General features: G+C 63.6%; 24 protein-coding genes and 1 CRISPR repeat array (1 of these 25 running past the window's edge). Of the genes, 7 read left to right on the top strand and 17 right to left on the bottom strand.

Annotated elements, in window-relative coordinates; all coding sequences use genetic code 11:
- Positions 1-1,360: direct repeats of the CRISPR family, unit length 28 nt; unit sequence GGTTCCTCCGCGTGTGCGGAGATAGACC (it extends 1,110 nt beyond the left edge of the window).
- A gap of 24 nt (positions 1,361-1,384) precedes the next feature.
- Genes NCT32_RS20985 through NCT32_RS20955 form a run of 7 tightly spaced genes read right to left on the bottom strand, consistent with a single transcriptional unit; the run spans position 1,385 to position 8,729 of the window.
- Positions 1,385-1,657, bottom strand: coding sequence for a hypothetical protein (locus NCT32_RS20985; protein ID WP_061120460.1), 273 nt, complete (start codon positions 1,655-1,657; stop codon positions 1,385-1,387).
- Positions 1,654-2,091, bottom strand: coding sequence for a dihydroneopterin aldolase (locus NCT32_RS20980; RefSeq protein ID WP_061120459.1), 438 nt, complete (start codon positions 2,089-2,091; stop codon positions 1,654-1,656). Before NCT32_RS20980 ends, NCT32_RS20985 begins: the two co-directional genes overlap by 4 nt.
- The gene (locus NCT32_RS20975; RefSeq protein ID WP_061120458.1) at positions 2,088-2,741 is read right to left on the bottom strand and encodes a sarcosine oxidase subunit gamma; all 654 of its coding nucleotides are present in this window, start codon (positions 2,739-2,741) and stop codon (positions 2,088-2,090) included. Before NCT32_RS20975 ends, NCT32_RS20980 begins: the two co-directional genes overlap by 4 nt.
- Positions 2,731-5,733 (bottom strand): sarcosine oxidase subunit alpha family protein, encoded by a 3,003-nt coding sequence (locus tag NCT32_RS20970; protein ID WP_061120457.1) that lies wholly within the window; start codon positions 5,731-5,733, stop codon positions 2,731-2,733. The genes NCT32_RS20975 and NCT32_RS20970 overlap by 11 nt, the downstream gene beginning before the upstream one ends.
- Positions 5,730-6,029, bottom strand: a complete 300-nt coding sequence (locus tag NCT32_RS20965) for a sarcosine oxidase subunit delta (RefSeq protein ID WP_250490504.1) — start codon at positions 6,027-6,029, stop codon at positions 5,730-5,732. The genes NCT32_RS20970 and NCT32_RS20965 overlap by 4 nt, the downstream gene beginning before the upstream one ends.
- A 20-nt stretch (positions 6,030-6,049) precedes the next feature.
- Positions 6,050-7,294, bottom strand: a complete 1,245-nt coding sequence (locus NCT32_RS20960) for a sarcosine oxidase subunit beta family protein (RefSeq protein ID WP_061120455.1) — start codon at positions 7,292-7,294, stop codon at positions 6,050-6,052.
- Between the two features lie 40 nt (positions 7,295-7,334).
- Entirely contained in the window at positions 7,335-8,729 is a 1,395-nt protein-coding gene (locus NCT32_RS20955) for an L-serine ammonia-lyase (protein ID WP_061120454.1), read from the bottom strand.
- Between the two features lie 394 nt (positions 8,730-9,123).
- Here NCT32_RS20955 and NCT32_RS20950 point away from each other — a divergent pair, with 394 nt between their 5' ends.
- The 3 genes from NCT32_RS20950 to NCT32_RS20940 all read left to right on the top strand — a co-directional run bounded on the left by NCT32_RS20950 (position 9,124) and on the right by NCT32_RS20940 (position 11,480).
- Entirely contained in the window at positions 9,124-9,438 is a 315-nt protein-coding gene (locus NCT32_RS20950) for a hypothetical protein (protein ID WP_061120453.1), read from the top strand.
- 139 nt (positions 9,439-9,577) lie between these two features.
- A complete protein-coding gene (locus tag NCT32_RS20945; protein ID WP_250477543.1) occupies positions 9,578-10,666 on the top strand; it encodes a GlxA family transcriptional regulator in 1,089 nt (362 codons plus the stop codon).
- A gap of 49 nt (positions 10,667-10,715) precedes the next feature.
- Positions 10,716-11,480 (top strand): class II aldolase/adducin family protein, encoded by a 765-nt coding sequence (locus tag NCT32_RS20940; protein WP_061120451.1) that lies wholly within the window; start codon positions 10,716-10,718, stop codon positions 11,478-11,480.
- Between the two features lie 64 nt (positions 11,481-11,544).
- Here the strand turns inward: NCT32_RS20940 and NCT32_RS20935 are convergent, their stop codons facing one another.
- The 4 genes from NCT32_RS20935 to NCT32_RS20920 all read right to left on the bottom strand — a co-directional run bounded on the left by NCT32_RS20935 (position 11,545) and on the right by NCT32_RS20920 (position 15,671).
- Positions 11,545-12,489, bottom strand: coding sequence for a choline ABC transporter substrate-binding protein (locus NCT32_RS20935; protein WP_061120450.1), 945 nt, complete (start codon positions 12,487-12,489; stop codon positions 11,545-11,547).
- Between the two features lie 95 nt (positions 12,490-12,584).
- Positions 12,585-13,577: a GlxA family transcriptional regulator gene (locus NCT32_RS20930; protein ID WP_035502687.1), complete on the bottom strand. Its 993-nt coding sequence runs from the start codon at positions 13,575-13,577 to the stop codon at positions 12,585-12,587.
- A 20-nt stretch (positions 13,578-13,597) separates the two neighbouring features.
- Positions 13,598-14,500 carry a choline ABC transporter permease subunit gene (gene choW / locus NCT32_RS20925; RefSeq protein WP_061120449.1) on the bottom strand — a complete coding sequence of 301 codons (903 nt, stop codon included), beginning with the start codon at positions 14,498-14,500 and terminating at the stop codon, positions 13,598-13,600.
- Positions 14,493-15,671: a glycine betaine/L-proline ABC transporter ATP-binding protein gene (locus tag NCT32_RS20920; protein ID WP_061120448.1), complete on the bottom strand. Its 1,179-nt coding sequence runs from the start codon at positions 15,669-15,671 to the stop codon at positions 14,493-14,495. The genes choW and NCT32_RS20920 overlap by 8 nt, the downstream gene beginning before the upstream one ends.
- Here NCT32_RS20920 and NCT32_RS20915 point away from each other — a divergent pair.
- Positions 15,658-16,029, top strand: coding sequence for a hypothetical protein (locus tag NCT32_RS20915; protein WP_143756390.1), 372 nt, complete (start codon positions 15,658-15,660; stop codon positions 16,027-16,029). The two genes, NCT32_RS20920 and NCT32_RS20915, sit on opposite strands and share 14 nt — an antisense overlap.
- Positions 16,030-16,127: 98 nt before the next feature.
- On the opposite strand, the gene NCT32_RS20910 is transcribed toward NCT32_RS20915, so the two are convergent.
- Both NCT32_RS20910 and NCT32_RS20905 read right to left on the bottom strand, forming a co-directional pair.
- Positions 16,128-16,280 (bottom strand): hypothetical protein, encoded by a 153-nt coding sequence (locus tag NCT32_RS20910; protein ID WP_167357790.1) that lies wholly within the window; start codon positions 16,278-16,280, stop codon positions 16,128-16,130.
- Positions 16,281-16,533: 253 nt separating this feature from the next.
- Positions 16,534-17,403 (bottom strand): hypothetical protein, encoded by an 870-nt coding sequence (locus tag NCT32_RS20905; RefSeq protein WP_250477542.1) that lies wholly within the window; start codon positions 17,401-17,403, stop codon positions 16,534-16,536.
- Between the two features lie 9 nt (positions 17,404-17,412).
- Between NCT32_RS20905 and NCT32_RS20900 the strand changes: the two genes are divergently transcribed.
- On the top strand, positions 17,413-17,592 hold the full coding sequence (locus tag NCT32_RS20900; RefSeq protein WP_250477541.1) for a hypothetical protein: 180 nt from the start codon (positions 17,413-17,415) through the stop codon (positions 17,590-17,592).
- A 179-nt stretch (positions 17,593-17,771) separates the two neighbouring features.
- On the opposite strand, the gene NCT32_RS20895 is transcribed toward NCT32_RS20900, so the two are convergent.
- Positions 17,772-18,455 carry an MgtC/SapB family protein gene (locus NCT32_RS20895; protein WP_061120445.1) on the bottom strand — a complete coding sequence of 228 codons (684 nt, stop codon included), beginning with the start codon at positions 18,453-18,455 and terminating at the stop codon, positions 17,772-17,774.
- Between the two features lie 121 nt (positions 18,456-18,576).
- Between NCT32_RS20895 and NCT32_RS20890 the strand changes: the two genes are divergently transcribed.
- Positions 18,577-19,689 (top strand): AGE family epimerase/isomerase, encoded by a 1,113-nt coding sequence (locus tag NCT32_RS20890; RefSeq protein WP_086961414.1) that lies wholly within the window; start codon positions 18,577-18,579, stop codon positions 19,687-19,689.
- A gap of 12 nt (positions 19,690-19,701) precedes the next feature.
- On the opposite strand, the gene NCT32_RS20885 is transcribed toward NCT32_RS20890, so the two are convergent.
- On the bottom strand, positions 19,702-21,243 hold the full coding sequence (locus tag NCT32_RS20885) for a methyl-accepting chemotaxis protein (RefSeq protein WP_250477552.1): 1,542 nt from the start codon (positions 21,241-21,243) through the stop codon (positions 19,702-19,704).
- 269 nt (positions 21,244-21,512) lie between these two features.
- Here NCT32_RS20885 and NCT32_RS20880 point away from each other — a divergent pair, with 269 nt between their 5' ends.
- Positions 21,513-21,953 carry a PaaI family thioesterase gene (locus NCT32_RS20880; RefSeq protein ID WP_061120443.1) on the top strand — a complete coding sequence of 147 codons (441 nt, stop codon included), beginning with the start codon at positions 21,513-21,515 and terminating at the stop codon, positions 21,951-21,953.
- Positions 21,954-22,030: 77 nt separating this feature from the next.
- On the opposite strand, the gene NCT32_RS20875 is transcribed toward NCT32_RS20880, so the two are convergent.
- Together NCT32_RS20875 and NCT32_RS20870 are read right to left on the bottom strand one after the other, a co-directional pair.
- Positions 22,031-22,879, bottom strand: coding sequence for an ureidoglycolate lyase (locus NCT32_RS20875; protein ID WP_061120442.1), 849 nt, complete (start codon positions 22,877-22,879; stop codon positions 22,031-22,033).
- Between the two features lie 42 nt (positions 22,880-22,921).
- Positions 22,922-23,665, bottom strand: a complete 744-nt coding sequence (locus NCT32_RS20870) for an SDR family oxidoreductase (protein WP_061120441.1) — start codon at positions 23,663-23,665, stop codon at positions 22,922-22,924.
- Between the last annotated feature and the right edge of the window lie 29 nt (positions 23,666-23,694).

The raw sequence follows: 23,694 nt of genomic DNA, 5'->3' as shown, positions 1-23,694 counted from the left end.
TGTGCGGAGATAGACCCGGAAGGCAGCGTGAGCGTCTCTCTCGTCGCCCGGTTCCTCCGCGTGTGCGGAGATAGACCCCGGTGAGCGCACGCTCAACGAGCTCGACCTCGGGTTCCTCCGCGTGTGCGGAGAGAGACCTTGCTTCGCGATCTTTAGGGCCCCAGACAAATCGGTTCCTCCGCGTGTGCGGAGATAGACCGTCGATTCAGAACGGCACGAAGCTCTACACCCAGGTTCCTCCGCGTGTGCGGAGATAGACCCTTTTGCACTTTTTATTTTGTCACGTGCTCGACGGTTCCTCCGCGTGTGCGGAGATAGACCCGGACCTTGCGGGAATTTGCGCAGGAAATCGTCGGTTCCTCCGCGTGTGCGGAGATAGACCTTTTCCATGCCCGTGTTTTCGGCGGTCGCTACAGGTTCCTCCGCGTGTGCGGAGATAGACCCAGGTACTCGATCGGGTCAGCAGTCGCGTTGCTGGTTCCTCCGCGTGTGCGGAGATAGACCCGGCATATCAGTTAATCCCTTGCCATGCCCACGGGTTCCTCCGCGTGTGCGGAGATAGACCGTTGTCGCGAAAGGCGCAGAAGGCATTCTGCAGGGTTCCTCCGCGTGTGCGGAGATAGACCTTGGCCGAAGAACCGTGCACGCTCGACTACGACGGTTCCTCCGCGTGTGCGGAGATAGACCCGTAAGCTCCTTCTGATCCCATTCAGATTCCTTGGTTCCTCCGCGTGTGCGGAGATAGACCCATCCAGAACAGCATCACGAAACGCGTGCTCGAGGTTCCTCCGCGTGTGCGGAGATAGACCCTCACGCCCGAGACGCCCGCATCGCCCGACTTTGGTTCCTCCGCGTGTGCGGAGATAGACCCGCGGGCACGCGACGGTAATTCCGCTTCGAACAGGTTCCTCCGCGTGTGCGGAGACAGACCCGTGGACGGGAGTATCTCGGCCCTCTGTATCGCGGTTCCTCCGCGTGTGCGGAGATAGACCCTGAGGGCGAGTCCGGAGCGCTTAATGTGGTTCGGTTCCTCCGCGTGTGCGGAGATAGACCCGAGTTGCGGTCGCATCACACCCTTCGCATCGGGGTTCCTCCGCGTGTGCGGAGATAGACCCGGTTATGACGTGCTTGTGGGCGGCGGCCGCTTGGTTCCTCCGCGTGTGCGGAGATAGACCCGTCTACAAGGTTCCGAGCGGCCGATCGGCTGAGGTTCCTCCGCGTGTGCGGAGATAGACCCTATCCAGTCGCACCTCACCAGCACATCGCTGAGGTTCCTCCACGCGTGCGTAGATACACCGTTAATGCCGCCGCTCGCCAGCCTGAAGTCCGGAGGGTTCCTCCGCGTGCGCCGAGACACACCGCAACTTGCAACACCCAAATCCCATCACGCCCCCTCACCCTCAAAACGCCCCCGCGCCGCCGCCACAACGCGCATCACCGCCTCCGCACTCAATCGCGCCGCAATCCCCTTCACGTACTCATGATGCCGCGCCTCCAGCGGCGCATCGAGAAACTGCGCGTGCAGATATCGGATCAACGCGATCCTCCGATGCTTCAACGCAATGCTCCGCTCAAGCAACGCAAGCGCCGCGTCCGCATCACGCTTCTGGAACGTGCGCGCGGAAAGCCGCGCGGCGGCATCGCGCGACGCGTTCATCGCACGAACGTATGTTGCGCGCCGACGTTCATCCGCCACGCATCGAAATCCGCGCGCCGCCAGTCGAGTTCGAGACCGAGGCGCTTCGTGCCTTCCCGGATCTTCGGCTTGTGCAGCGAGAGCGTGAGCGCATCCAGCGCGGGCCATTGCTCGAACGACAGCGCCGCGATCTCCACCGCGAGCGTCTCGAGCAAGCGCGTATGCGTCTTCGTCTCGAGAAACGCGCTCACGCGATTGCACCACGCCTCGTAGTCGATCAACCCATCGTCCGATTCATGCGGCATCCCGCGATAGCACAGGCTCGCATCGATGCACACGGGTTGCGGCCCCTCATGCTCATGCTCGTACAGGCCGACGCGCGTCTTCACGATCAGTTCATCGACGACAACGCGCCAGCCCCGTCCACCTGCTTCGAGCGGCTCGAACGGCTTCATGAGAGCAGCGGCTCGGCGGCATCGAGCATGATCTTCACGAAGTAGTCCGCGAAGCTGCGGCGCACGATGATCTCGAAGCGATCGCCGCCCAGCGGCACGAGCGTCACTGAAGCCTTGAAATAATGGCTCTGCGCGCACTGTCCTTCGCCGAAGATCTTCGGATGCAGATCGAGCGGGCAGCCGCGCGAAAGCACTTCACGCGTCTTCGGGCCATCGATCTCGAGCACCGTATAACCGCTGCCGATATCCACCGCCGCCGAGAACTGGCCGACGAACGCCTCGCGCAGTTTCGCTTCGAGCGGTGCGGTGCGCGATGCGTCGTGCGCGGTATCCGAATGCACGAGCCATTCATCCGGGCCGAGCCACAGCATCGTGTAGCCGTTGGCGCGCGCAATGGTGTTCGCCTTCTCGGGCGGCACACAGCCGATCACGTTCTGCACCGCCCTGACGAAGGCCGGATCGCGCGTATCGCCGCGCACGTTCACGAGTTCGAGAAACGGCCGCTCGGTCAGGCGAAACTTCTTCGGCGAGCCGCTCTGATGCGCTTTCATCAACGCATCGGCGCCGACGAGCGGGGACTCCTGCCACACACCTTGCCCGCTCATGGCACGATCGACGACCGTGGCGGAAGCTTTGATTTCATTCAACATGCTGACGTGCTCCTTCGCTGTCGTAGAACACCGAACTGGTGATTTTCGCGTTGATCCGCTTGCCGTTCGCGAGCGGAATCATGACCGATTCGCCGATCTTTTCGAGGCCGCCCTTCACCACGGCCAATGCAATCGAGCGCTTCAAAATAGGGCTGTAATAGCTCGACGTGACGTGACCGAGCATCGGCGCGGTATCGCCGTGGAACGGACCCGCGACGATCTGCGCGCCCTCGGGCAGCACGAACGAAGGATCATCGGTCAGGAGGCCGACGAACTGCTTGCGCCCGGGCTTCGCCGTATCCGATCGCGTCAGCGAACGCTTGCCGATGAAGTCCTTCGACTTCGCGACCAACCCGCCCATGCCGAGGTCGTACGGCGTCATCGAACCGTCCGTATCCTGTCCGACGATGATGTAGCCCTTTTCCGCGCGCAGCACGTGCATCGTTTCCGTGCCGTACGGCGTGATGTCGAATTCCGCGCCCGCAAGCATGAGCGCTTCCCACACCGCGCGTCCGACGTTCGCCGGCACGTTCACCTCATAAGCGAGCTCGCCCGAGAAGCTGATGCGCATCACGCGCGCCGATGCGCCCGCGACCGTGCCATCGCGATAGCTCATGAACGGGAACGCCGCGTTCGCGAAGTCGATGTCGTGACACACCTTCTGCAGCACCTTGCGGCTGTTCGGGCCGACGACCGCGAACGTTGCCCAGTGATCCGTCACCGATGCGAGACGCACGCGCATGTCGGGCCATTCTGTCTGCAGCCAGCGTTCGAGCCACGTCAGCACGCGCGCCGCACCGCCGGTGGTCGTCGTCATCATGTAGTGCTGTTCGCCGAGGCGCACCGTGACGCCGTCGTCGAAGATCATGCCGTTCTCGTCGAGCATCAGGCCATAGCGGCATTTGCCGACTTCGAGCTTGCTCCATGGATTCGTGTACATCCAGTTCAGCAGCTTCGCGGAGTCCGGGCCCTGAATGTCGATCTTGCCGAGCGTCGATGCATCGAGAATGCCGACGCTCTGACGCACCGCGAGCGATTCACGCGCGACCGCCGCGTGCATGTCCTCGCCGGCCTTCGGGTAATACCAGGGACGCTTCCAGTTGCCGACATCCTCGAACATCGCGCCGTTCTCGACGTGCCATTCGTGAATCGCGGTCTTGCGTACCGGATCGAGAAACTCGCCGAGCTCGCGGCCCGCGAACGTGCCGAACGTGACAGGCGTGTAGTTCGGGCGGAAGGTCGTCGTGCCGGTCTCGGGAATCGTCTTGCCGAGCGCCTGCGCGAGAATTGCCATGCCGTTGATGTTGCCGAGCTTGCCCTGGTCGGTGCCGAAGCCCATCGCCGTATAGCGCTTCACGTGCTCGACGGATTCGAAGCCTTCGCGTGCCGCCAGATAGATGTCCGCCGCGGACACATCGTTCTGGAAATCGACGAACTGCTTGGGACCGCGCGTCGCCATGTCCCGGTTCCCGACGATCCACAGCGGCATCATCGGCGCTTCGACGATTTCAGCGACCTGCACGGCATTCGGCTTCACGACGATATGACCCGCCGCACGCGCCGCTTCCACGCCCGCATCGCCGCCGAGACGGATGCCGCGCGCCAGCGAGAACTCGCCCGCGCATGCGCCGACGCTGCTTTCCAGTTGCATCGCCTTGCCCGGAACGAAGCACGCCTTCTCGTCGTGCCAGTGCGCCTTGCCGCCCGATTGCGCGAAGAGGTGCAGCACCGGGCTCCAGCCGCCCGACATCGCGACGAGATCGCATTGCAGTTCCGTCTGCTTCTGGCCGATCTCACCCTTCGCATACGAAGCCACTTCCACCGACGCGACACGCAGCTTGCCGCGCGCCACGGTGATCACCGCGTTGTTCATCACGCGCACGCCATAGCGACGCGCCGCCGCGGGCAACGTGCCTTTCGATTCGGCCGGACGCGGATCGACGACGGTCACGTCGGCGCCTGCGGTCTTCAGATCGAGCGCGCATTGATACGCGTCGTCGTTGTTCGTGAAGACGACGGCGCGACGGCCGGGCAGCACCGCATAGCGATGCAGATACGTCGACACCGCCGATGCGAGCATCACACCGGGCAGATCGTTATTGCCGAAGACGATCGGACGCTCGTGCGCGCCGGTCGCGAGCACCACGCGTTTCGCACGCACTTTCCACATCAGTTCACGCGTGCCCTTGCGCCGCGACACGGGCAAATGCTCCGTCAGGCGCTGCGTGATCGTGACGAGGTTGTGATCCTGATAGCCGAACGCCGTGCTGCGCGAAAGAACCTTCACGTCAGGCATTTTGCGCAGTTCGGCTTCGATCTTCTGCACCCATTGCATTGCGGGCTTGCCATCGATCTCCGCGCGGCATGACAGCAGCGAGCCGCCGAGTTCGCGCTGATCGTCGACCAGAATCACGCGCGCGCCCGACATGCCGGCCGCATGCGCCGCCGCAAGACCCGAAGGGCCGCCGCCGACCACGAGCACATCGCAGTGCGCGAAGCACTTGTCGTAGCGATCGGCGTCGAGATGCTTCGGCGCTTCGCCGAGGCCCGCCGCGTCGCGGATCACTTCTTCGTACTTCGGCCAGAGCTTGCGCGGCCACATGAACGTCTTGTAGTAGAAGCCCGCGGGAATAAAGCGCGCGATCTTCTGATTGACCGCCATGCGATCGTTCTCGATGCTCGGCTTCGCGTTCACGCTCGCCGCGACGAGACCCTGATACAGCTCGACTTCCGTCGCACGGGCATTCGGCACCGTGTACGCGCCGGTTTCGAGTTGCACGACTGCATTCGGTTCTTCCACGCCCGCGGTGACGATCCCGCGCGGACGGTGGTATTTCCAGCTGCGCGCAATGAAGCGCTCGCCGTTCGCGAGCAGCGCGGATGCGAGCGTATCGCCTTCATAGCCCTGATACGTCTTGCCGTTGAACGTGAAGGTGACGGGGATCGCGCGATTGATGCGGCCGCCTACGCCGAGTCGGTCTTTCTGGCTCATTTCGACGTGCCTCCGTTGTCTTGCATCACAGCCAGCGGACGGTCGAACGTCTCGTAGCCCTGGATTTCATAACTCACCGTGTCGCGCTGCGCCTTGAACCAGCGGCGGCAGCCTTGCGCGTGCATCCATTGCTCGCGATGCACGCCGCGCGGATTCTTGCGCATGAAGAGGTAGTCGCCCCATTCGCGGTCGGTGAGCTTTTCCGTGTCGAGCGGACGTGCAATATCCGCTTGGCCGCCGCACGAGAATTCGGTTTCGGCGCGCGGCCCGCACCAGGGGCATTCGATCAGCAACATGTTTCTTTTCCTCGATGCGGTTAGTGAGCCACGGCAGCCGCGCCGTGTTCGTCGATGAGATGACCGGTATAGAAGCGATCCAGCGAGAACGGCGCGTTCAACGCATGCGGCTCGTCCTTCGCGATCGTGTGCGCGTAGGCCCAGCCCGAGCCCGGCGTCGCCTTGAAGCCGCCCGTGCCCCAGCCGCAGTTGAAGTAGAGCCCCTTCACGTCGGTCTTGGAGATGATCGGGCACGCATCCGGCGAGACATCGACGATGCCGCCCCACTGGCGATTCATGCGCACGCGCGAGAACACCGGGAACATTTCGACGATCGCTTCCAGCGTGCCTTCGATGATGTGGAAGCTGCCGCGCTGACCGAAGCCCGTGTACTGATCAACGCCCGCGCCGATCACGAGATCGCCCTTGTCGGACTGGCTGATGTACGCGTGCACCGCGTTGGACATCACGACCGTGTTCACGACCGGCTTGATCGGCTCCGACACGAGCGCCTGCAGCGGATGGCTTTCGAGCGGCAGACGCACGCCGGCCATGTCCGCGAGCGTCGTCGTGTTGCCCGCCGCGACGATCGCGACCTTCTTCGCCTTGATGAAGCCCTTGGTCGTATCGACGCCCGTCACCTGATTGCCGTCACGGCGAATGCCCACCACCTGGCAGTTCTGGATGATGTCGACGCCCGCCTGGTCCGCGCCGCGCGCGAAGCCCCACGCGACCGCATCGTGACGCGCGACGCCGCCGCGACGCTGAATCGACGCGCCCAGCACCGGATAGCGGCTGTTGAGATTGATCGTCGGCTCGATTTCCTTGATCTGCTGCGGCGTGAGGAACTCGGCATCGACGCCATTCAGGCGGTTCGCGTTCACGCGGCGCTCGGTGTCGCGCACGTCCTGCAGCGTGTGCGCGAGATTCATCACGCCGCGCTGCGAGAACATCACGTTGTAGTTGAGGTCTTGCGAGAGGCCTTCCCACAGCTTCATCGCTTTCTCATACAGCGCAGCCGATTCGTCCCACAGATAGTTCGAGCGCACGATGGTCGTGTTGCGCGCGGTATTGCCGCCGCCGATCCATCCCTTCTCGAGAATCGCGACGTTCGTGATGCCGTGCTCTTTCGCGAGGTAATACGCGGTCGCGAGACCATGACCGCCGCCGCCGACGATCACGACGTCGTACTCGCGCTTCGGCTCGGGACTTCGCCACTGGCGTTCCCAGTTCTCGTGATACGACATGCCGTTGCGCAGCAGGCTGAATATCGAGTAGCGGCTCATGGGTGTTTCCTATGGTGCAGGGTTTATGCGTTTGGGCAATTCAGCATTCGATGACGTTGACGGCGAGGCCACCGCGCGACGTCTCCTTGTATTTCGTCTTCATATCGGCGCCGGTCTCACGCATCGTCTTGATGACCGAATCGAGCGACACGTAGTGCTTGCCGTCGCCCTTCATCGCCATGCGCGCGGCGTTGATCGCCTTGATCGCGCCCATCGCGTTGCGCTCGATGCACGGAATCTGCACCAGCCCGCCGACCGGATCGCAGGTCATGCCGAGGTTATGTTCCATGCCGATTTCCGCGGCGTTCTCCACTTGCGCGGGCGTGCCGCCCATCACGGCGGCGAGCGCGGCCGCGGCCATCGAGCACGCGACGCCGACTTCGCCCTGACAGCCGACTTCCGCGCCGGAGATCGAAGCCGTCTCCTTGTAGATGATGCCGATGGCGGCCGCGGTGAGCAGGAAGCGCACGATGCCTTCGTCGTTCGAGCCGTGCATGAACTTCACGTAGTAGTGCAGCACGGCGGGAATCACGCCGGCCGCGCCATTGGTCGGCGCGGTAACGACGCGGCCGCCCGATGCGTTTTCCTCGTTGACGGCCATCGCGTAGAGATTGACCCAGTCGAGCATCGACAGGGGATCGCGCAGCGACTCTTCGGAACGCGAGCGCAACGAGGCGCTCAGATCGGCTGCGCGGCGCTTCACATGCATCGGACCGGGCAACTCGCCGCGCTCCTTGCAGCCGCGCTCGACGCACGCGGCCATCACGCGCCACACGGCGAGCAGGCCTTCGCGCACTTCGGCTTCGGTGCGGTTCGCGCACTCGTTGTGCATCGTCACTTCGGCGATGGACAGACCCGTCTCCTCGCAGACGCGCATCAGGTCGTCGCCGGTGCGAAACGGATGCGGCACCGTGTTGCCGACGCGCAGACCGTTCACGCGATCGCCTTCGCGATTCACGACGAAGCCGCCGCCGACCGAGAAATACTCCTTCTCGACGAGCAACTGGCCGTTCTCGTCGAACGCCTGAAAGCGCATGCCGTTCGGATGCACGATGCTCGACCCCGGCGCGCCCGGCATCAGCTTGCGATAGAAGCCGATATGCTCGCGTTCCTCGAACACGACCTCATGCTTGCCGAGCAGCTTCAGGCGCTTGGTCGCGCGGATCTCGGCAAGGCGCGGCGCGATCACGTCGGGATCGATGAGATCGGGCAGATTGCCTTCGAGGCCGAGCAGCACGGCCTTGTCGGTGCCGTGGCCCTTGCCGGTCGCACCGAGCGAGCCGAACAGTTCGGCGCGCACGCGGGTCACGAAGGCGAGCAGATTGGCGTCCTCGACATGCGATGCGAAACGGCACGCCGCGATCATCGGCCCGACGGTATGCGAGCTGGACGGTCCGATGCCGATCTTGAACAGATCGAAGACGCTGACGTTCATGGTTGTCCCTGAGTTTTGGCGTGGCGCACGATGCGCGACCGTGGTTTCGGTATGGCGTTCATTGCACCAAACCCTGAAAGGACTCGATAGAACAAAAGCGCCATCGAAATGGGACCGCGGCGTCAGGGCTTCAAACGCCGTAAGGCGGTGGCGTTTTTACGATGGTTTCCGGCGCATTCGCGGCTCCGTGACACTCACCAATGCCAATTGCGATAACAGAGCATTTCGCACGCGGCGCGTTTTTGCGCATCTTCGTTGCACTTTCCACATTTTTGAGACTGGTCCGAAGCGACGCGCGAACAGGCGTCGGTATATTCCCTAGGTTCTCAGACGAGCCGCGCCAAGAGGCTTCGGTTCACGTTCCGCCCTTCTCCCGCTTCTCCGGTTTGCATCGATGGAATCTCACGCCTTACCCGATCAGTTCTTCAAATCCTGGACTCTCGCTTTTGTCATCGGCGTCCTTGTCGTCGGCACGCTCCAGGCCCTCGACCTTCTCGCGGTGGATCGCGTGCTCACGCGCGAGGCGCCCGTCTGGGCAGCGCTGATGCTGCTCAGCTCAATCGATCCCGTGCTGCGCTATTTCGGCGTGTTGAAGGCCGAAATCGAGCAGCGCTGGGGCGATTACACGATCGCGAGCGTGCTCGGCCGCTCGATCGGCGCGCTCGTCGGTAGCGCCTTCGCCTGGGCGTTCGCCGTGCTCGGCGGCTGAAGCGCTTCCTGTTTCATCCGTTTCGAATCACGCGGCCGCCGTCACGCGACGCCGGCCGCGTTTGCATTTCTGACGCGCCCCCGAGGCTCGCAGCCGAGTGTTATGCTCGCTGGATAACGTCCAGCCGCATGTCTCCCGCATGAACGCCGCAGAGCAGCTTCCGCCGTCATCCGTCGACGGTCAGTCGAAATCGCGCATCCGCTTCGGCATCATCCTGTTGCCGAACTTCACGCTGACCGCGTTCGCCGGTTTCGTCGACCTGTTGCGCCTCTCCGCCGACGAAGGCGATTTCAGCCGTCCGGTACGCTGCTCGTGGAGCGTGATCGGCGAGACGCTCGCGCCGGTGCGCGCGAGCTGCGGCATTCAGATCACGCCGTGGGAAACCTACGATCAGGCCGAGCCGTTCGATTACGTCGTCGTGGTCGGCGGCCTGCTGCATTCCGGCCCGGCCACCAGCGAGGCGACGCTGCAGTTCATCCGCCGCGCGGCCTCGGCGAACGCGACGATGGTCGGCATGTGCACGGGCGTGTTTTCGCTGATGCGCGCGGGCGTGCTCGAAGGGCATCGCATCTGCGTGAGCTGGTTTCATTACTGGGACTTCATCGAGCGGTTCCCGCACGCCGACGAGAAAGCGCTCGTCGCAGACCGCCTCTTCGTGATCGACAGAAGGCGCATTACGTGTTCGGGCGGGCGCGCCTCGATCGATGTCGCCGCCGCCATTCTCCTGCGTCATTTCGAAACGGCCACGGTGCAAAAGGCGCTGCGCATCCTGCTCGTCGATGACATGCAGAAGGGCAACGCGCCGCAGCCGCATCCGCCGGGTCTCGCGCCCGCGACGCATCCGAAGGTGAAACGTGCGATCCTGCTGATGGAGCAGCACGTCGGGCGCTCGCTCACGCTCGATGAACTCGCGCACAAGCTCGATCTGTCGACGCGGCAACTCGAACGCCTGTTCAAGGCGGAAACCGGCAAGGCGCCGCAGGCGTACGCGAAGCAGGTGCGGCTGCGCACCGCCGCGTGGCTGCTGACGAGCTCGGACAAGACGGTGGCGGATATCGCGTCGAGTTGCGGCTTCTCCGATGCATCGCATCTCGGCCGCGAGTTCCGCAAGCAATTCGGCCTGCCGCCGATGATGTATCGCGAGCAGGGCGGCGCGCAGGATGCGCAGGAAGCCGCTCAGGCAATGGACTACGACGAGACTTTCCCGGGCCGCGCCCAGGCGATCTAGCAGCATCTGTTCACGTTTTCCGCGGCTCATCAATCCAAGGAGGAACGGCATGGAGACTCACGGATATTCGCAGGAAGAATGGAAGGTGCGTTGCGAACTGGCGGCGCTTTATCGCGTGATCGGGCACTTCCGCTGGACCGACATGATCTTCACGCACATCAGCGCGCGCGTGCCGGGAGCGGACCATCACTTCCTGATCAACCGCTATGGCGTGCTGTTCGACGAAATGCGCGCATCGGATCTGGTGCGCATCGACAGCGAAGGCCGTCCGGTCGAAGCAGGCGCGAGCGACGATCCGGGGCGCTATCGCGTGAATCCGGCGGGCTTCACGATTCACTCCGCCGTTCATATGGCGCGTCCCGATGTGCTGTGCGTCGTGCACACGCATACGGCGGCGGGCGCGGCGGTGTCGGCGCAGAAGCAGGGGCTGTTGCCGATCAGCCAGCATGCGCTGAAGTACTACGGGCACATCGCGTATCACGATTACGAAGGGATCGCGCTGGATCTCGCGGAGCGGGATCGGCTCGTCAACGATCTCGGATCGCACAACGCGATGATCCTGAAAAATCACGGCTTGCTGACCTGCGGGAAGTCGATTCCGGAGGCGTTTCAGGAGATGTATTTCCTTGAAAGAGCCTGCGAGATTCAGATTCGCGCGCTGGCGGGCAATGCGGAACTGAATCTGCCGTCGCAGAAGGTTTGCGAGGTGACGGCCGAGCAATATCGGCGGGACGAGTCCGACGGAATCATGGCGCTGCAATGGGAGGCGGCGCTGAGGATGATCGAAGGCGCGAAGCCCGATTACCGGAGTTGACGCGCCCTCTTCAGCCCTCTTCAGCCCTCTTCGGCCCTCTTCGGCCCTCTTCGCATCACTGCATTCAGTTGCCGGCGACGTAAGCCTTAACCGCCGGCAACCCGTCCTTCCCGTCGAACGTCTTCACGCCCGCAAGCCATTTGTCGAGCACCGCCGGGTTCGCCTTGAGCCACTCGCGCGCCGCCTTGTTGGCATCGGTCTTGTTCATGATCGGCAGCATCACGTGGTTCTCGATGTCCGTCGTGAACTGCAGGTTCGATACGAGCTTCGCGACGTTCGGGCAACGCGCGTCGTAGTCCGTCGGCGTGACGGTCAACACCTTCGCTTCGCCGTAGTTGGGACCGAACACATCGTCGCCGCCGGAGAGATAGTCGATCTTCATCTGCACGTTCATCGGATGCGGCTCCCAGCCGAGGAACACGATCGGCTTCTTCTCGCGGATCGCGCGATTCACTTCTACGAGCATGCCCGCCTCGCTCGATTCCACGAGCTTGAACTTGCCGAGCCCGTACATATTGTTGTCGATCATCTTCTTGATGAGCGCATTGCCATCGTTGCCCGGCTCGATGCCGTAGATCTTGCCGTCCAGCTTGTCGTAATTCTTCGCGATGTCGTTGAAGTTCTTGATGCCGGCCTGATACGCATAATCGGGCACGGCGAGCGTGTACTTCGCGCCCGTCAGGTTCGGCGTCGGCAGAACCTTCACCTGATTCGCTTTCCTGAACGAGTCGATCATCGGGTCCATCGTCGGCGACCAGTAGCCGAGGAACACGTCGATCTGCTTGCTCTTCACGCCCGCGAACGTGATCGGCACGGAGGCGATCGTCTTTGTCGGGTTATAGCCCAGCCCCTGGAGAACCGTCGATGCAAGTCCGGTCGTCGCGGCGATATCCGTCCAGCCGACATCGGCGAAGTGCACGTTTCGGCACGCGGCGGGCTCGGCGGCGTTCGCCGCATACGCACCCGACAGCATCGCCGCAACCATCGACGCGATCCACAAGCGTTTCATGTATCTCTCTCCCAGTTTTTTCAAGGCACGACGCGGCCCGCGCGCGCGACTTCGCAAAGCCCGCGCGGGCCGAAGAAAAACAGACCAGAAAGACGTCAGGCCGACAAGCGGCGCTCCACGCTCGGCGCGTGCCCGAACTGCGCGCGATACGCCTTGCTGAAGTGACAAGGCGAATGGAATCCGCAGATGCTCGTCACGCGCGCGATCGATGCATCCGTGTTGCGCAACAGCTCGCGTGCGCGGCGCAAACGCAGCGTCAGGTAGTAATGCGTCGGCGATACGTTGAGGAACATCTTGAACATGCGCTGCAAATGCCGTTGCGACAGATGCACGAGGCGCGCAAGCTCTTCGAGCGACAGCGGCTCCTCGATGTTCGCCTCCATCAGCCGCACCACTTCGACAAGCTCGGCACGCGAAAAACCGACGCGCGCATCGACGGGAATGTGCTGATAGTCCGTCGATCCGCGTATGCGCTCGACAATGAACTGCTCCGACACCTGCGCCGCGTGCGCCTGCCCGAGCCGCATGCCGACGAGATTGAGCATCAGATCGAGCGGCGCGGTGCCTCCCGTGCACGTCAGGCGATCGCGATCGATCACGAAGAGCTCGTCGGCGAATCGCACATGCGGGAAGCGCTTGTTGACCGGCGACATGTCTTCCCAGTGCAGCGTGCAGCGATAACCGTCGAGCAGCTTCGCCGCGAGCAGCGCGTACGGCCCGGTGCAGATGCCGCCGAGCGGAATGCCCGCTTCATGCGCGCGCCGCAGCAGCTCGATCACCTTGTCATCGACATAGTCGGCGACGTGCCAGCCCGCGCACACGATCAGCACGTCGGGCATGCCCGCCTCGTCGAGCGTCACCGTCGGCTTCACAGTGATGCCGTTGCTCGCGCGCGCCGGCTCGCCCTCCGGCGTGATGATCGACCAGCGGTAGTGCTGCTCACGGCCGACGTAGTTGGCCATGCGCAGCACCTCGACCGCGCTCGTGAACGCGATCATCGAAAAGTTCGGCAGCGTGAGAAAGCCGAAGTGCGCGAGATTGGACAACGGTGAATCGGTAACCGCCGGGACGATCGCGTCGCGCTTCATGGCTCGTGCCTTTGCCTTTATCAGCTCTGTTGCGTCGCCGGTTCGCGGCGCACTTTCATCACGCTCTTGAGACCGGAGAGCAGCGGGGCGCGCGCCATGCCCGGCGAACGGCCGAAGCTCTCGGTGATGCGGTCGAGAATGATCGCGAGCAAGACCACCGACAGGCCGCTTTCGAAGCCGAGGCCGATATCCAGACGCTGAATCGATGCGAGCACGTCGTTGCCGAGACCGCCCGCGCCGACCATCGACGCGATGATGACCATCGACAACGCCATCATGATCGTCTGGTTCACGCCGGTCATGATCGAAGGCAGCGCGTTCGGAATCTGCACCTTGTAGAGCAGTTGCCACGGCGTGCAGCCGAACGCCTGACCCGCTTCCACGATCTCGCGATTCACCTGCTTGATGCCGAGCGCGGTAAGACGCACAGCCGGCGGCATCGCGAAGATGACGGTGGCCAGAATGCCCGGCACGCGCCCGAGGCCGAACAGCATCGCGGCCGGAATCAGATAGACGAAGGCGGGCATCGTCTGCATCAGATCAAGGACCGGGCGCACGGCCATTTCGACGTACTTGCTCTTCGAGGTCCAGATGCCGAGCGGAATGCCGAGCAACAGGCTGATGAACGTGGACGACAACGTGAGGCCCAGCGTGATGACCATCTGATCCCAGAAGTTGGTCGCGTAGATCAGCAACAGCGACGCCAGCACGAACGCCGCGAATCGCCAGCCGACACGCCACAAGCCGATGCCGACGAAGATCGCCATCAACAGCCACATCGGAACGGCCTGCAGGCCGTGTTCGATCGCCGCGGCAAACGTTTCGATGACCTTGCCGATGGCGTCGAAGGTTTTCGCGTCGTGATCGAGGAGATAGTGGACGCCGTGGTCCACCCAACTGCCAAGCGGAATGATTTCAGACATGGGAACCTCGATGGTGCGTAAGAATCTTCAGGACATTGGCCTTGTTGATCGAACCGCAATACGAACCGTCGGCTTCGACGACCGGCAGCGGCGCGGGGCTGGCGACGACGCGATTGACGACGTCATCGAGCGCCATGCTGCGCTGGACGCATTCGATGGGATTGATCTGCGACGCGGCATTGCCGTTCGCATCGCGCCCGACGAAGCCGCGGATGCGGCGTTGCGCATCGAGCACGAACGCGTAGTCGGCGCTGCCGTTGAGCGTCGCCGCGACGCTCGAGGCGTCGATCTGCGGCGCGTGCTTCATCAGCGGCACGGCGTCCGTCTGCATCAGATCGCCCGCGGTCAGATAGCGACTCGTGTCGATGCCTTCGAAGAACGCTTCCACGTAGTCGTCGGCCGGATTCGTGATGATTTCCTGCGGCGTGCCGATCTGCACCACGCGGCCGCCTTCCATGATCGCGATGCGCGTGCCGATGCGCATCGCCTCTTCCAGATCGTGCGACACGAAGAGAATCGTGCGGCGCTGCTCGCGTTGCAAATCGAGCAGCACGTTCTGCATTTCCTTGCGCTTGAGCGGATCGAGTGCCGAGAACGCTTCGTCCATGATCATCAGCGAAGGATTCACCGCAAGCGCGCGCGCGAGGCCGACGCGCTGCTGCATCCCGCCCGATAGTTGCGCAGGCAACTTCTGCGCGAAGGGCGCGAGGCCGACCTGCTCGAGCACGGTCATCGCGCGTGCCTCGCGCTCCTTCTTGCCGACGCCCGCGACCTCGAGGCCGAATGCGGCGTTGGAAAGAACAGTGCGCTGCGGCATGAGCGCGAAGGACTGGAACACCATGCTCATGTCCTTGCGGCGCAGGGCCGTGAGTTCCGAGCGCGGCACCGAGGCCACGTCGCGGCCGTCGATCAGCACCTTGCCGGCCGTCGGTTCGACCAGCCGGTTGATGAGCCGGATCAGCGTGGATTTGCCCGAGCCGGACAGGCCCATGAGCACGAAAATCTCGCCTTCCCTGACATCGAAGGAGACGTTATGGACGCCGACGATCTGGCCGGTGCGCTTGAAGACTTCTTCCTTCGTCGCGCCACCGGCCAGCATGTCCAGCGCCTGTTTGGGACTGTTGCCGAAAACCTTACACAGTCCTTCGACTACTACCTTGGGGGAATTCATCGAATATCTCCTGGCGTGGGCGGACGCGCGTCCGCGCTGTGCATACATAGTTGCCAGAAAAAAGTCGCATCAGCCGACTATTTGCGACAACCACATGTGGAAATACGACACCGGAATAAGGGCGGAAGTGCAAAGTGACGAGCGAAGCCTTGCTGGACAAGGGTTTGCGGGGTACGAAGAGAACGATCTTGCGATTTTCGGCGTGTCGCGCAAATACAAGTCGCCATGTCGTTTTGCGATACAGGCGGGTCGCGAAGCCTGTGTCGGCAGGACGAAAGGGAAGAAAACGAGGGTGACGCGCGAGGCGTGGAAGAAAGATGCGTCCGGCAGAAAGGCCGAAGCGGGGGAACTACGCTAGAAAAACTACAAATTGATGAAGACTGGCGGGCGGGTCGTACGGCGTTTGCCGTCGTGTGTTGCTTGTATTGTGTTTCCCGCGCCGCCCTCAGCGACGCATTACAGACGGATGCCGAAAGCCGTGCCGCGTGCCTTGCGCTGACGCTCGGACTCACGGAAACGTGCTTGATACGAATAGTCTTTATCCATCGGCAGGTGTGCGGACTCGAACATCGAAGCGAATTTTTGCAGCAGGGCGAAGAGGTAGCTCATGACTGACTCCGGTTTGGTGATAGAGGGTTTTCCCTTAGAGAGAATTATAGGGTTAGCCCTGACCTTTTTCTAGTGCAATGCAACATTTCTCGGAAAGAAATCCTGTAGTTTTTCTACAGCCTTACCGTTTTGAGTTGCGCAGAAAAGAGGGACGGGCCGGAGAAGTCCAAAAGACGAACCTCGAGCGCCGCGGCGAGCGAGGACGCGACGTGCCGCCGCAAGGGGCGGTGTCGCAGGAAAGTGACAGCGGGGATCAGTGCGCCGAAGAAATCGCGCGATGGTGCGCGCGATGCGCGTGCTTTTTCGGCGCTGAATCAGGCTGCGCGGCGCGGACCGGCTGCAGCGGCGAGGCGTCGCCGGAATCGCGCGCGCTGTCGGGTGCGCCGTGCAGGCTGACGGTCGCGGAATCGGTATCGAAGAGCGAGGCGAGCGTCGCCTGCTGGTTGAGCATCAACTGCTCGGTGCGGTCCTGCTGCAGTTTGCCGTCGCGGCTCATGCGCAGCAGCAGCGACGTCTGTGCGATGCCGGTCGCCACCGTGACGAGCATCACGCAGACGATGATCGTCAGCATCGTCTTCATGCGGCGCGCGTGGGCTATGGCCGACGTGCGCTGCTCGGCGAGCACCGCGTAGAGCGCGTCGACGGTGTCCGCGAACGCCGTCGCGCGGGCGCGGTCGAGCTCGGGCGCGGCATGGCGGACGTTCGACTTCGCGAGCGGCTCGGCGGCGTTGCGTTCCCCGCGCTCACTGCGATCGCTCGCGATCAGCGCCGAAGCGAGCGCGGCCGGCGACGGCGGTACGCCCTCCGGCGCGACACAAGTGCTAATGCCCGCCGATCGCGTCGCGGCAGCGGCGATCGCGCCGGTCTTTGCGGCCGTCTTGCTCGCGTCCGGTTCCGGCGCCTCGACGTGGGGCAAATCTTCCTGAAACAGGCTGCGCACCGGCGCCACCGCCGCCACCGCCGCCACCGCCGCCACGCTCTCCCGCGCCGCGCGTTTTGCGGCAGCGGAATCAGGCGCAACGCCGCCCGGCGACGCCGTCCCGCCGTTGCATTGCACCGCCGCCAGAAATACGTCCGGCAGTTCGAAACCCTCGAAAGTGCCCTGGCGGATATCGGTGTTCATTGCCTGGAGATGCGCACGTTCGGCGTCTTCGGCGAACAGGTCGAGCGTTTCGCCGCCGCGCGCACCATCGCTCAACTGTGCGAGACGCTGCGCCGAGCGCGCGGCGCGGGCAAGTTTCCTTTCGGTGTCGGTTATGGCTTGCGTGACCTGCAATTCATGCGCTGGCGCGCCGCGCCGGCGGCGGGATGAGGCGGCTGGATCGCCCCGGAGCGCGTCGGAATCTCTCTTTACTGCGGAATCTGGCATAGGTTCGAAAGGCGGCGGCATCTATGGCCGGCGCGCAAGGCACACCGGCGTTTCGGCGATAATTTCCGAGAGGCCGCATTGTCGCATGGCCGCGTGCGCAAACCAGCATCCTCGCGGCGATTTCAGGTCGTATCGTCCTCGCGAAACTCGCGCACGCCGTCGAGGTGCCGCAAACGCTCGCAAATCGCCCGATATTCCATCGCCGATGCGCGCGACAGCTCCACCCGCACCTCGTCCAGATCCGGCGAATCGTCGCTCTGCTGCACGACGAACTGTTTCACGCGCACGCTGCCGGGCCCGAGCGCCTCGTGCAGACCGTGAAACGAGAGCGAGCCGCGATCGACGAGCATCGTCAGTTGCCGGCGCTGTTTCACGCTGATGAAGCGGCGCTCGAGCGGCTTGATCCCCGCCAGAATGATCAGGATGATCGCCGTCGCCGCGATCGACGCCGTGTAGAGCCCGCCGCCGACCGCAAGCCCGATCGCCGCGACCGACCAGAGGCTCGCGGCCGTCGTCAGCCCGCGCACGATTTCCCCGCGCAGCAGAATCGAGCCCGCGCCGAGAAAGCCGATGCCCGAGACGACCTGCGCCGCGACCCGCGACGGATCGAGCACGACGTGGTCGTACTTCAATGCATCCGCGAAGCCGTAGGCGGACACGATCATGATGAGCGCCGAACCCACGCACACGAGCATGTGCGTCCGCAGGCCGGCCGCCCATGAGAGCCGCTCACGCTCGAAGCCGATCACGCTGCCGAGCGCCGCGGCCATCACGAGCCGCGACACCAGTTCCATATTTCCCAACACGTTTCGTCCTCCTCGCGGTAATGGGTCCAAAGACGCGGCGCTCCATGCAGCTTTTGCTATTCTTTTGAGTTGCGTGTGCCTCGCACGGCTGCGCGCCCCTCGAAACAATAAGAGTGTTCTTATGCAGGATCAGCAATCAAACGCTTCGTCGCGCATGCAATCGACGAGCCCGGAATCCGCCGCCCAGTTGCGCGCGCATTACACGAACATCGTGCTGCCGGTGTGGCGCGGGCCCGGATTCAACGCGGCGCTCGGCCTGGCGTATGAAGCCGTCGCGCCGGGCGACCATGCGCCGCTGCCGCCGAAGCGCTATCGGGCGATGGCCTGCGCACGCCAGCTATTCGTGTTCTCGGCAGCGGGCGATCTCGCGCACGCCGCGACGCTCTTCGAATCGCTACGGCACTATTTTCATGACAAGCGCAACGGCGGATGGTTCTACAGCGTGGATGCAAGCGGCGCGCCGCTCGAGCGCCAAAAGGATTTGTACACGCATGCGTTCGTCGTTTTCGCGTGCGCGCATTACGCGAAGAAAAGCGGCTCGGCCGACGCTTTGGCGCTGCTCGATGAAACGTCGCGGCTCATCGAGGCGCGCTTTTCGAGCCACGGCGATCTCCTGAACGCGGTGCTGGCCGAGGATTTCGGCGCCACGATCGAAACGCCGTTGCAAAACCCGCTGATGCATCTCGCCGAAGCGTGGCTCGCCGCACGCGATGCAACCGGCGATGCCGCCTACGACCGGCGTCTCGGGCTGCTCGCGCGCTCCGTCGCGGACGCCTTCGTGCACGCGCCGAGCGGCTCGATTGCCGAATTGCCGATGGGCACGGCGGGCAACCGGCTGGAGCCGGGACATCAGTTCGAGTGGTACTTCCTCGCGCTGGGAAGCGGGCATCCCGCGTTCGAGGCGGCAGGGCTCAACGAAGGGCTCGTTCGCGCGTTCGATTTCGCGCAGCAGCGCGGCGTGGACAAGGAAACGGGCGGCGTGTATGCCGCCATCGACGAAGCGGGCCATGTGATCGACGGCACGCAGCGCATCTGGGCGCAGACGGAGTATCTGCGCGCGCTGGCCACGCGCGGCGAAGCCGTCGGTGCGCAAATCGAGCGCTTTCGCGCGCGCTTTCTGCATGAAACCGGCTGGGTCGAATGCCGCTCGGCGCAAGGCGAGATCAGCCGCGCCGAAATGCCGTCGACGACGCCGTATCACCTCGCGACGTCGTACGCGGCGCTGCCGGTCTGACCCGGCCCTGACTCAGGCGAGCTGGAACACCGACACAGCCGCCTTCAACTGCCGCGTCTGCTCGTGCAGCGACGACGCGGCAGCCGCGGCCTGTTCGACGAGCGCCGCGTTCTGCTGGGTCATTTCGTCCATCTGCGTGACGGCCTGATTGACCTGCTCGATGCCCACGCTCTGCTCGAGCGAAGAGGCGCTGATCTCCGCCATCATCTGCGTGACGCGAGAAATCGACGCCGATACTTCGTGCATCGCCTGGCCCGCGCGCTCGACGAGCACGGAGCCGTCGCTCACCTGCGCGACCGACTCGCCGATCAGTTCCTTGATCTCCTTCGCCGATTGCGCCGAGCGCTGCGCGAGCCCGCGCACTTCGCCCGCCACGACCGCGAAGCCGCGCCCCTGCTCGCCAGCGCGCGCGGCCTCGACAGCCGCATTCAGCGCGAGAATGTTGGTCTGGAACGCAATGCCGTCGATGACCGAAATGATCTCCGCGATCTTGTCCGAACTCGACGCGATGCCGCGCATCTTCTCGACGACATCGTCCACGACGCTCGAACCGCGCGAGGTCGCGTCGAGCGCTTCGCCCGCGAGGGTGTTCGCCTCGCGCGCGTGCTCGGCATTCTGACGCACCGTCGCGGTCAGTTCTTCCATGCTCGATGCGGTTTCTTCGAGCGAGGCCGCCTGATTCTCCGTGCGCGCGGACAGATCCGCGTTGCCGCTCGCGATTTCATCGGCGCCGAGATTGATCGAATCGGATGTCGCGCGCACGGTCTTCACGGTGCTCGCGACGCTTGCCTGCATGGTCGCGAGTCCCGCGAACAGACGGCCGATCTCGTTCGTGCCGCGATCTTCGATGCGCTCATCCAGACGCCCGTTCGCGATGCGCTCGAAATGCCTGCCGGCTTCCTCCAGCGGCTGAATCACGCCACGGCGCAGCGCGACGTGCACGAGTGCGATCCCGGCGACGAGCGCCGCGAGAATCACGATGCCCACCGCGCGGAACCACGCGTAACGCGTGTCGATCGACGCGAGATAGCCGCGGCCCGCTTCATCGCCGAAATTGACGAAGTTCTGCTGTTCCGCGAGATAGCGGTCCTGGAAACCTTGCGTCGGCTGATCGAGGAACGCCTGGAGATTGCCGGCGTCGAGATACTGCACGAGCTCGCTCAAAGCCTTCGAATACTCGGCGTATTTCGCCTGCAACGCGGTCGTGCGCGCCGCGTTCTCCTCGCCGGTCTTCGGCGCGTTCAGGAACGCCGCGAACGACTTGTCCGCCGCCGCGATCTGCTCGCGCGCGTGCTGAACGATCTCGGTCGGCTCGGTGCCGCCGCGCACCATGCGCGTTCCCGCGCGCGAAAGGTTGATGCGCGCGTCCATCAGATGCTGGGTGGTCTTGTTGACCGCGTTCACCTGCTTGAGAGCGATATCGGACAGGCTGCCGACGTCGTCATGCGTGCGCGAGAGGGACCAGAAACCGAGCCCTTCGGTCACCAGTTGAAAAAGACAGAACACCACCAGAACTGCGAGCAAACCCGATGAAACCTTGATCTTTCCGAACATCACTTGCACCCACACTTTCCGAAATTAGGCCCGCCGACGCGGGGACAGTGCGGGTTTACGGCATTCGCGCCGGAAAGCTTGAATCGTTTGCCAAAAGGCTGATCTACGCGAATGCAGGCTTCGCGCCGCTTTCGCGACTGCATCGGCGGGACGCGTCTGCGAGCCGAAACGCACCATTGCACAATTTTTGCCTGACTTCCTTGCAGTGCGCGCGAACGCTTCCTATTGTCTTTGCAGGACGGCACCGAACCCACCCAAGGAGTGTCCGAATGGCCGAAATAGTCGATATCGCGCGCGGTGCGCTGAATGCGCAACCGTTCAGCGCCTTGCTCGGAACCAAGCTGATGCAGGTCGATTCAGCGAGTCTCACGCTGTGCCTGACGATCAGGGACGAGCTCAGGCAACAACACGGCTTCGTGCACGGAGGGGTGGTCAGTTATCTCGTCGACAACGCACTGACCTTCGCGGGCGCGCTGCGGCTCGGGCCGAAGGTCGTCACCGGCGAATACAAGATCAACTATCTGCGGCCGGCCGTCTCCGGCACGCTGATGGCGCGTGCCCGCGTCGTCCATGCCGGGATGACGCAGGCCACCTGCCAGTGCGACGTGTTCGTCACCGATGGCGGCGCCGAGCGGCTCGTCGCGGTCGCGCAGGGCACGATCACGCGCATCGGCGAAAGCGTCTCCGCCGAGCCGGTTTATCACGCCTGAACCTTCAATCTCAATCTCCGTCCTTCAAAGCAAAAAACCTCGCCGCGGCGAGGTTTTTTGTTGGCTGCGCGTGCGCGTCACTGCGCCGCGACGGTCTTCTGCGTCTGCTCGCCGAGGCCCTGAATGCCCAGACGCATCGTCTGGCCGGCCTTCAGATACACCGCTTCCGGCTTCACGCCCATGCCGACGCCCGGCGGCGTGCCCGTCGAAATGACATCGCCCGGCTGCAGGCTCATCACCTTCGACAGATACGCGACGAGTTGCGCGACCGTGAAGACCATTGTCTTCGTGTTGCCGTTCTGATAGCGCTTGCCGTCGACCTCGAGCCACAGATCGAGCTTCTGCGGATCGGCGACTTCGTCCTTCGTGACGAGCCACGGGCCGATCGGGCCGAATGTGTCGAAGCCCTTGCCCTTGTCCCACTGCGTGCCGTGCTCGAGTTGCCATTCGCGCTCGGAGACGTCGTTGATGACGCAGTAGCCCGCGACGTAATCGAGCGCGTTCGCTTCGTCGACGTACTTCGCTTCCTTGCCGATCACCACGCCCAGCTCGACTTCCCAGTCGGTCTTGACCGAGTTGCGCGGAATTTCCACGTCGTCGTTCGGACCGCTGATCGCGCTCGTCCACTTGTTGAAGATGACCGGCTCGGTCGGCACGGGCAGATTCGATTCGGCGGCGTGATCCGCATAGTTGAGCCCGATGCACACGAACTTGCCGATGCGCCCGACACACGGCCCGATGCGCGGATTGCCGTCGACTGCGGGCAGCGACGCGATATCGGCCGCGCGCAGTTTCGCCAGGCCCGCTTCGGTCAGCGTCGCGCCGGCGATGTCATCGACGACCTTCGACAGGTCGCGAATCTTGCCCTCGGCGTCCAGCAAACCCGGTTTTTCCTGACCCTTGGGGCCGTAACGAAGCAGTTTCATCTGGTTTGATCCTTCTGGTTCGGAAAAAGAATGAGGGGCCGGTCAGTTCGACCAGCCGCCATCGATGACATGAATCTGGCCCGTCGTGAACGACGATTCGTCCGATCCAAGATAAAGCGCAAGTGCCGCGATTTCTTCGGCACGGCCGACGCGCCCCATCGGCTGGCGCGCGACGAACGCCGCATGGACCTGATCGACGCTCGCGCCCTGCGCCTTCGCCTGCTCCGCGATGCGGTCCTTCAGCGACGGCGATTCCACCGTGCCGGGACAGATCGCATTGCAGCGGATGCCACGCGTGACGAAATCGGCGGCGACGGACTTCGTCAGCCCGATCACGGCCGCCTTCGACGCACCATACACGAAGCGGTTGGGCACGCCCTTCACGCTCGACGCCGCCGACGACATGTTGATGATCGAGCCGCCGCCCTTTTCCAGCATCTTCGGCAGGAACGCGCGAATCGTCCGATACATCGCCCTGGCGTTCAGGTCGAAGGCGAAGTCCCAGTCTTCCTCGCTCGCTTCGAGAATCGATCCAGCGTGCACGTAGCCCGCGCAGTTGAAAAGCACGTCGATCGCGCCGATTTCATCGGCCAGCGCGTTGATCGCCTGCGGGTCGCGCACGTCGAGCGTGCGCACGTCGAAAGGCTTTCCTTCGAGCGATCCCGTGCGGATATCCGTGGCGATCACGCGCGCGCCCTCTGCCGCGAAAAGCTCGGCCGTCGCGAGCCCGATGCCTTGTCCCGCCGCCGTGATCAGCGCCGTCTTGCCTGCCAGTCTTTGTACCATCCACTACTCCAGTCGAAAGTGTTTTTGAG

Source organism: Caballeronia sp. INML2 (assembly GCF_023631365.1).
Classification (GTDB): domain Bacteria; phylum Pseudomonadota; class Gammaproteobacteria; order Burkholderiales; family Burkholderiaceae; genus Caballeronia; species Caballeronia turbans.
This window is presented reverse-complemented; position numbering and strand designations above follow the sequence as displayed.